At 71.1% G+C, this 7,907-nt stretch carries 5 protein-coding genes; 2 read left to right on the plus strand and 3 right to left on the minus strand.

Annotated elements, in window-relative coordinates; genetic code table 11:
- Positions 1–158 precede the first annotated feature (158 nt).
- A complete protein-coding gene (locus AC0680_RS12990; RefSeq protein WP_478627620.1) occupies positions 159–1,367 on the plus strand; it encodes a glycosyltransferase in 1,209 nt (402 codons plus the stop codon).
- Positions 1,368–1,385: 18 nt separating this feature from the next.
- Here the strand turns inward: AC0680_RS12990 and AC0680_RS12995 are convergent, their stop codons facing one another.
- A complete protein-coding gene (locus tag AC0680_RS12995) occupies positions 1,386–2,021 on the minus strand; it encodes a response regulator transcription factor (RefSeq protein WP_478627623.1) in 636 nt (211 codons plus the stop codon).
- Between the two features lie 489 nt (positions 2,022–2,510).
- A complete protein-coding gene (locus AC0680_RS13000; protein ID WP_478627625.1) occupies positions 2,511–3,230 on the minus strand; it encodes a DinB family protein in 720 nt (239 codons plus the stop codon).
- Positions 3,231–3,614: 384 nt separating this feature from the next.
- On the opposite strand from AC0680_RS13000, the gene AC0680_RS13005 reads away from it, so the two are divergent.
- On the plus strand, positions 3,615–4,754 hold the full coding sequence (locus AC0680_RS13005; RefSeq protein WP_478627626.1) for a ricin-type beta-trefoil lectin domain protein: 1,140 nt from the start codon (positions 3,615–3,617) through the stop codon (positions 4,752–4,754).
- A 108-nt stretch (positions 4,755–4,862) separates the two neighbouring features.
- On the opposite strand, the gene AC0680_RS13010 is transcribed toward AC0680_RS13005, so the two are convergent.
- Positions 4,863–7,694: a helix-turn-helix transcriptional regulator gene (locus tag AC0680_RS13010; protein WP_478627629.1), complete on the minus strand. Its 2,832-nt coding sequence runs from the start codon at positions 7,692–7,694 to the stop codon at positions 4,863–4,865.
- Between the last annotated feature and the right edge of the window lie 213 nt (positions 7,695–7,907).

Consider the following 7,907-nt stretch of genomic DNA (forward strand, 5'->3'; position numbering starts at 1 on the left):
AGGGCCCCGGCCCGCCGAGCAGTTGCGTGAACGACTCCTCCCGCCATTTTCACCGTATATCAGGTGGGGGGCCTTGCCGCAAGGTCCCCCATAAGGGGCAAAATCGCTTCCCGTATTCCGGAGTCGGAGCCGGAGTCCAGCACGAGACGGGGAGCACCATGCGGTTTCTGTTGTCCACGATCGGGTCACGTGGGGAAGTCCAGCCAGTGGTGGCACTGGCCAGGCAATTGGGGGAACTGGGGCAGGAGGCCGTGGTGTGCGCACCCCCTGACTTCCAGGAATGGGCCGAGTCGCTGGGAGTCCGCTGTCTCCCCGTCGGCCCCGAGCTGCACGGCACGGCGAAGCGGAGCACCACCGCCGTCCCGACGCCCGAGCAGCGGCGTCGGATGGTCGAGGGCACGGTCGCCGCGCAGTTCGAAGCGTTCGGCGCGGCCGCCGAGGGCTGCGACGTCGTCGTGGGCGGCGGCGGGCTGGCCCTCGCCGCGCACTCGGTGGCCGAGCAGCACGGCATCGGCTACGTGTACGCCGCGTTCGCTCCGATCACGCTGCCGTCCGCGCACCACGCACCGCCGGTCTTCGGGATGCTGGGACAGCAGCCGGCGGACGGATCGGTCGACAACGGCACGCTGTGGGCCGAGGACGCCGAACGCTGGAACACCACCTTCCGGGCGGCCCTCCACGCGCACCGTGCGGCTGCCGGACTGCCCACGGTCGAGGACATCCGCAACCACCTCTTCACCAGCGCTCCGTGGCTGGCCGCGGATCCGACACTGGCGCCCTGGCCGGCGCCGGCCGAGCTGGAGGTGTTCCAGACCGGAGCCTGGCTGCTGTCGGACGACCGACCGCTGCCCGCCGAGCTGACGTCGTTCCTGGAAGCCGGCGAGCCACCCGTCTACTGCGGGTTCGGCAGCGTGCGCGCGCCCGAGGGCGTCTCCAAGGCGGTGATCGAAGCGGCTCGCGCGCTGGGACGGCGGGTGATCGTCTCGCGTGGGTGGGCCGATCTCTCCCTCGTGGACGACGAGCCGGACTGCCTGTCGATCGGCGAGGTGAACCAGCAGGCGTTGTTCCGTCGGGTCGCCGCGGTGGTGCACCACGGTGGCGCGGGCACCACCACCGCCGCCGCGGCGTCCGGGGCACCACAGGTGGTCGTCCCGCAGATGTTCGACCAGTTCTACTTCGCCCGCCGCGTCGACCGGCTCGGCATCGGCAGTGCGCACCCGGCAGGCGAACCCACCGCCGATTCGCTGCTCTGCGCTCTCCGCCACGCCCTGGACCGCAAGGTCGCCGGCCGGGCGCGAAGCGTCGCCGGCGACGTACGCACCGACGGTGCGCTGGTCGCCGCCCGACGACTGATCGACATGCGGTAGACCTCTTACGGGGCGGCCTCACAGCCAGCCGGCCCCCTGCGATATGCGAATGGCGTCGACCCGGTTCCGGGCGCCGGTCTTGCGATTGATCGCGGCCATGTAATTGCGCACCGTGCCGCTGCTCAGATGCAGTTCGCCTGCGATCTCCGGAACGGACGCCCCACCCGCGGCGAGCGAGAGTACGGTCAACTCCCTTGCCGTCAGGGGCATGTCGGCGGCCTGCAGAAAGTCCAGTGTCAACGTGTGGTCGACGTACCGCTCTCCCGCCGCGACCTGGTTTATGGCGTGCCGGAACCGGTCGGGCGGGGCGTCCTTGTCCACGAACCCACGCGCCTTGGCGGCGACGGCGCGCCGGAGGGTGCCGGGCCGGCAGGAGCTGGCGAGCACGAGCAGTTCGCAGCCCGGCCCTCCGGGATGACTCGTCGGCTGCGGCGACCCCGCGGAGTCACCGTCCACCACACACACCTGAGGCCGGAAGGAACGCGCTCGTCTGGGAGCGCTCGCCCAGCAGGACGCGATGGCGTCGATGCCCTCCTCATCGCGCAGCAACGCAGCAAGCCCCGATCGCACCAGCCGTGTCTCATGGACCACCAAGACCCGGATCACCCTCGTTCCTTCCGTTCGGCCATGCAGTTTGCACTGCTGAATTGTCATGGCCCGGATTTCCAGCCAGAGGGGGCTTCGGGGGATTTGACTGGAACCCGCATGCTTCTGCCGTACTGACGCTCCGTTCATTACCCATGGGAATGGCAGGAGTCCACAACTCCCGAAACGTTCCGCCGATCACGGCCGTACCCCGCCCCGGCGGGCTCTGGCTCCCGTACGCACGGGAGTCGCCGCCGCACACCGCCGACCGCACCGGCTCCGCCGGCTCGCCCAGGGAAGCGGAATCAGAGGAACTGCACACACCACCCGTGACGACGCCGCGAGCGACACCTGCCGTTCGGGGGCCGCTTCTCGCCAACCTGGGTCTGGCAGTACACCGCACTCATGTTCACCTCGGATGCACCTGTGACGACTGTGCCCTGTGTGACGCGGCGGACTCGGCCCGCGAAGGCCGCGGGCGCGGCGACGGGCGCCTCGCGCCGATCGCACCGATCGCACCGACGGGCGCCGTCGTGCACCCTCGCGGAGCGCCCGGGGCTACCCGCGAGTGGTGGAGCGGGTCCGCCAGAGGTCGCGGAGCAGCGCGATCTCTGCCATGTGGTGGATGAATTCGAGGTTGGCCCCCCACAGCACATCGACGAACGGGTCGTCCGGGTGGGAGCCGTACGGATACTGCGAGAGGCCGATCGTGTCGAGCTGTTCGTCGGTCACGGTGGCCAGGCCGTCGCGCCAGCGGTCGATCAGCGCCCAGAACCGCTCAAGGGCCGAGGTGGCGTCGGGGGTGAAGTCGACCAGCAGTTTCGGGTCCCGCCGCCGTTCGCCGAAGGCCCACTCCCATTCGCCCGCGAAGCAGCAGTGCAGGTGCCCCAGCCGCCACGCGATCGTGGTGACAGGGGTCTGGTCGGGCTCCGGGGGTCCGGTGTGGGCGAGGACCTGCTCGACCCGCTCGACGCTCACGCCCCAGTCTTCGGCGATCTTGGCGACCGTCATGCCGTCGGCGGCCTGCCGGGCGACCTCGGCGTACTCGCTCGCCGGGATCTGCGGGGCGCCCTGGTCGAGCACCCAGTCACCCGGCCCGAACGCCCTGGGCGTCACCGCCTCGCCCCGGCGCCGGATCGACCAGCAGCCGGGGGCCGGCTCCCACAGGTGCTCCTCGTCGCCGAGTCCCGCCAGCCGGACCTGCGCCATCTGCCTGGCACAGTCGAACTGGTCGAGCAGCAGGTCCACACGTCCGGTCCTCGCACGCCCAGTCTCCACGCCCGGCCCCTTCGTGATCACCAGTCTCGCCCTGTCCAGGCGGAGGCTAACTGCTCATCCTCAGGGGGCGCGACGGAATTCGTCGCGAGAGCCCGACTTCCGAGAGTGAAAAACCTCCTACCGTATCGGCGCGCCTCGAACGTACGCAATGCCACCGCAGCGAAAGCAGCTGACGCGCTCGGCCGACATCCGCCGTCGATCACGCCGGCCGTCTCCTGCTGCCGCCGCTCGTCCCGAAAAGCCTCCGTCAGTTGACGGATGTAACGCCGCGTGGACGCCCGTACGTTGACACCGCCGCGGCGGGCCGCAGCCAGGGGCGGAGCACCTCCTCCTTCCCTTGACCCGCCCCGCAGGCAAGAACTGCCGAAGGAGAACAGACCAATCATGATCACCGAGTCGACCCCTCACGGGCCGGTGCGGCGCACGATGGCCGCATTCGCCGCGGTCGCCTTCGCCACGCTCGCCACGTCGGTGTCTCCGCTGACGACCGGCACGGCACATGCGGACACCTCCGCCCTGGCGGGCCTGTCGCTGTCACCGCGCCTGCCCCAGGCGGACGGCCTCGCGCCGTCCCTGGACCTGGCGAAGGACTCGCCCGACTACGGGACCGAGATCGTCGTCAACAAGACGCCGATGGCGAACTGGAGCATCCTGCCCAACGGTGACGGGAGTTTCCTGATCCGCAACGACAAGACACAGAAGTGCCTCGACTTCAACACCGACAACAACCATCTCGTCGAGCCGGTGTACTGCGACCCGACCAACACCAAGCAGAACTGGTATCTGCAGCCCTCGGACGGTGGTGGCGGCTATTACCTGATCCGGAACGTCAACAACGACAAGTGCATGGACGTGTTCGGGGGAAGCGGTAACGACGGCACGACGGTCGGCCTCGACGGTTGCCACGGTCGCGGCAACCAGGAGTGGATCATCGGTCCGACGCCCAGCCCGGGGTCCACGGGCCCCACTCTGTCGGATCTGGCCACCGCGTACGCCCTCAAGCAGTGCAGCAACAGTTCCAGCGTCATCAAGTCCTGTGACTACACGGTCACCGGTGACAGCGTGGCGTCCGTGGGGAACCTCAAGCGGGTCAGCTCCAACGTGTGGAACAACAGCACCGATCCGGCCGACCGGACCATCACCTGGACGCAGACCTCTTCCGAGTCCAACACGGTGGGCAGCTCCATCACCGTCACCAGCGAGGTCGGGGTCAACATCGAGGTCGTCTCGGTCAAGGTCAGCAGCGCGATCAGCGCGCGCTACGAGCACTCCTGGACCCAGACCAACACCGTGAGCGACGCCAACAAGATATCCGTGAAGCCGAACAACTACAGCTGGGCGATGCGGGGCCAGCTGATGAAGACGGTGACGGGCAAGTGGACGTTCACCAACGACCTCGGTGACAAGTGGTCCGGCGACGGCACCGCCACGCTCCCCGCCGTCGACGGTACCGACGACCTCAGCAGCAACCTCGTGCTGTGCACGAGCGACAGCACCGCCAAGGAGTGCGTCGACAACCGGTGACCGGCGCACCGCCCGCCATCTCGTGATCTGACGGCACGCCGTCGGACGGTTCCCCGGCCTCCGCGAACGGGGCCGGGGAACACCCCGTCGGCCCGCCGCACCCCGGCCCTAGGCCGGGCGCCGACGGGTCACCTCCGCGGCGATCTCGACCCGCGAGGTCATCGCCAGCTTTCTGAGGATGCTGGAGACATGGGTGCTGACGGTGCTTCGGGCGATGGACAGCCGCGCCGCGATCTCGGGGTTGGAACACCCTTCGGCCACGTGCTCGGCGACCAGGCGTTCCGTATGGGTGAGCGCCTGCCAGCCGTCGCGGACACCGGTTCGGGCCCGGTGCGAGCCGCGGCGGACGGCGACCGCCCGCAGCCGGGACGTCGCCTGTGCCGCGTCCCAGACCGCGCCGAGCCCCGTGAACGTCTCCAGCGCCTGGTCGAGCAGGAGACGGGCGTCGTCCAGGCGCCCGCGGCGGGCGAGCGCCTCGGCCGCGTCGGTACAGGCGTGTGCCGCGTCGAGGGGCCGCGGTGCGTTGCGGTAGCAGCGGACCGCCTCCATGAGCAGATCGGGGTCCCCGCTCAGCAGACCCTCGCAGCGGTAGGCGTCACCGAGGTGGTAGAGGCCGCCGCTGTCCTCGGCCCGTCGCTGCGCGGCGGCGGCGTAGCGTCGCGCGCTGTCGTGATCCCCCTGGGCCAGGGCGAGTCGGACCAGGTCGGGGGTCAGGAAGCCCAGGATCAGCTGGCCCGGCAGATGGCCGACGCCCTCGTCGAACGCCTCGGCAAGCCGCGAGTACGCCCGCCGGTCCTCGCCCCGCGCCTCGTCCAGCAGGGCGCCCGCGCACATCGGCAGGTACTCGTAGAAGGCGGCGACCGTCGCGTTGTCGAGCTCGGGCAGCACGACGGCCAGCTGCGTTTCGGCGAGGGGGCGCCGGCCTCTGTGTACGGCGATCACCGCCGCCATCGCCCGTAGCGCCCGGCTCATCGCGGCCTGGTCCCCGCAGTCCAGCCCCGCTTCGATCTCCGCCAGCGCGTCGTCCCAGCGCCCCGTGTGGAACGCCAGGAGTGCGCAGGAAAGGTGGTACCAGGGCAGGAACACCCCTCCGATGCGCTCCGCCGGTCTTCGTAGCGCGGCGAGGGTCCGCCGGGCGTCGGGCCCGAGGTCGAGATCGATGTAGCAGTTGACCAGGGAGAGTTGCAGCCCGAGCCACTGCGCGGGGTGCATCGTGTCGGGGGTGAGGCGGGAGGCCTGCCGCGCCAGTTCGACCGCTTCGGCGTCGGGTGTTTCGAGGAAGCGCTTGGCGGCCAGTACGTGCAGGGTGCTGGCCAGGGCGGAGCTGTCGCCGGCCTCGTCGGCGGCGGACCGGGCGCGCGAGGCGACCGCGCCGGCTTCGGGGAGGTCGCCCAGCGCGAAGAGGCACACCGCGCTGAACGCCTGCAGCCGGACCCGCTCGACCGCCGCGACACCGGGGCTGCGCCCTCCGGCCCGCGCCTCCGCCAGCGCCAGGTCGGGTCGGCCGCGGGCGAACGCGGCCTGGATGACGATCCAGCGCAGCACGGATGCCAATCCTGGCTCGGGCACCTTGGCCAGGGCGGAGCGGGCGCTCTCCTCCGCCTCCGCGAGATGGCCGCAGGAGAGCTGCGCGACGGCGTGGTGCAGACGGAGGTTGCCGTACCCGGCGTCCGTGGGGTCGCCCAGTTCCAGTGCCGTGGTGAGCAGCCGCAGGGCCATGGCGGGGGCCCGGGTGGTGAGCCGGGCCGCGGCTCGCTCCAGCCATGTGGTCAGGAACTCCGGGCTCGGCACCCCGTTGAGCAGGTGCTCGGCAACGCGTTCGGGAGCCGCGCCGGCCTCGGCGAGCCGCTGCGCCGCTCTCATGTGCAGCATGGCCCGGACCGACCCCGGCACGGCGTCGTACAGCGCGTCCCTGATGAGCTCATGACGAAAGCGCAGGCTCTGGCCGGTGTCCCTCAGGATCCCGGCGGCCTCGGCCTCCGCCATGGCGGTCAGCAGGTCGCGCAGCGGGATGTCCATGACCGCTGCGAGTTCGGCGGTGGTGCAACCGGCGCCCAGTACGGAGACGGTGCGCAGCATCTGCAGTACGTCCGCACGCAGGTAGCGGAGCCGGTGGGTCACCAGTGCGGTCAGCGGCGGCAGCGCACAGCCGACGGCGATCTCCGCCGTGGCCCCGACGGTCTCGATGGCGTGCTCGCGCTGCAGCGCGGCGGTCAACTCCGTGAGGTACAGCGGGTTTCCGGCGGCGCCCTCGGCCATCCGCCGCAGTCGCGGGCCGGCCTCCCGGCCGCACAGGTCCGCCAGCAGGGCCGCCACGTCCCGGGCTTCCAGTGGCGCCAGCTCCAGCAGGGTGCGGTTGCCGGCTATCGGGCTCCGTGACAGGTGGGCGACGTCCCCCGCTCCGGGCACGGGCCGATGGGCGCCGACCACCAGAAGCGGCAGCTGATGCACCGAACGCACCAGCTTGTGCAGCACGGCCAGGCTCGCCGGATCGGCCCACTGCAGATCGTCGAGGAACAGGGCCAGCGGCCCCTGCGCGCACAGGTCCTCGACCAGCCCGACCATCGCCTCGATCGTCGCGGCGGCCGCCCCCGCCGCCTCGCTCCTGGCGCCCGGCACACCGTAGCGAGCATCGCCGCGCAGGACCTCGGCGGCCTGCGCCCGCCGGTCGTCCGAGGGGGACTCCGCCAGCCCCAGGCAGCTGGAGATGACGGCGAACGGGCAGGGCTGCGCCAGGTTGTGGGCGCTCGCGGAGAGCACCTGTACGCCCCTGCGCCGCGCGTCCGCCGCGGCCTGTTCGAGCACCGCGGTCTTCCCCAGACCGGCCTCCCCCACCACGAAACCGGCCTGCCCCACGCCCGCGAGGGTGGACTCCGCCAACCGGGCCAGCTCCGCCAGCTCGGTCGCCCGCCCCAGAAGGCGACCTTCGAAAGAAGCCATTAACTCCCCCACATGCCATGCAATGTTAGGGATTTAATAGCACAGATCTTGGATATGCCTAGCGAATGACCGTCTCCCGGACAGAACGCCCCCTGGCGAAGCGACGGTGGCCCGGGGGGGGGGGGGGGGGGGGGGGGGGGGGGGGGGGGAGGGGGGGGGGGGGGGGGGGGGGGGGTGCGGGGGGGGGGGGGGGGGGGGGGGGGGGGGGGGAGT

This window comes from Streptomyces sp. NPDC043738, assembly GCF_056436545.1.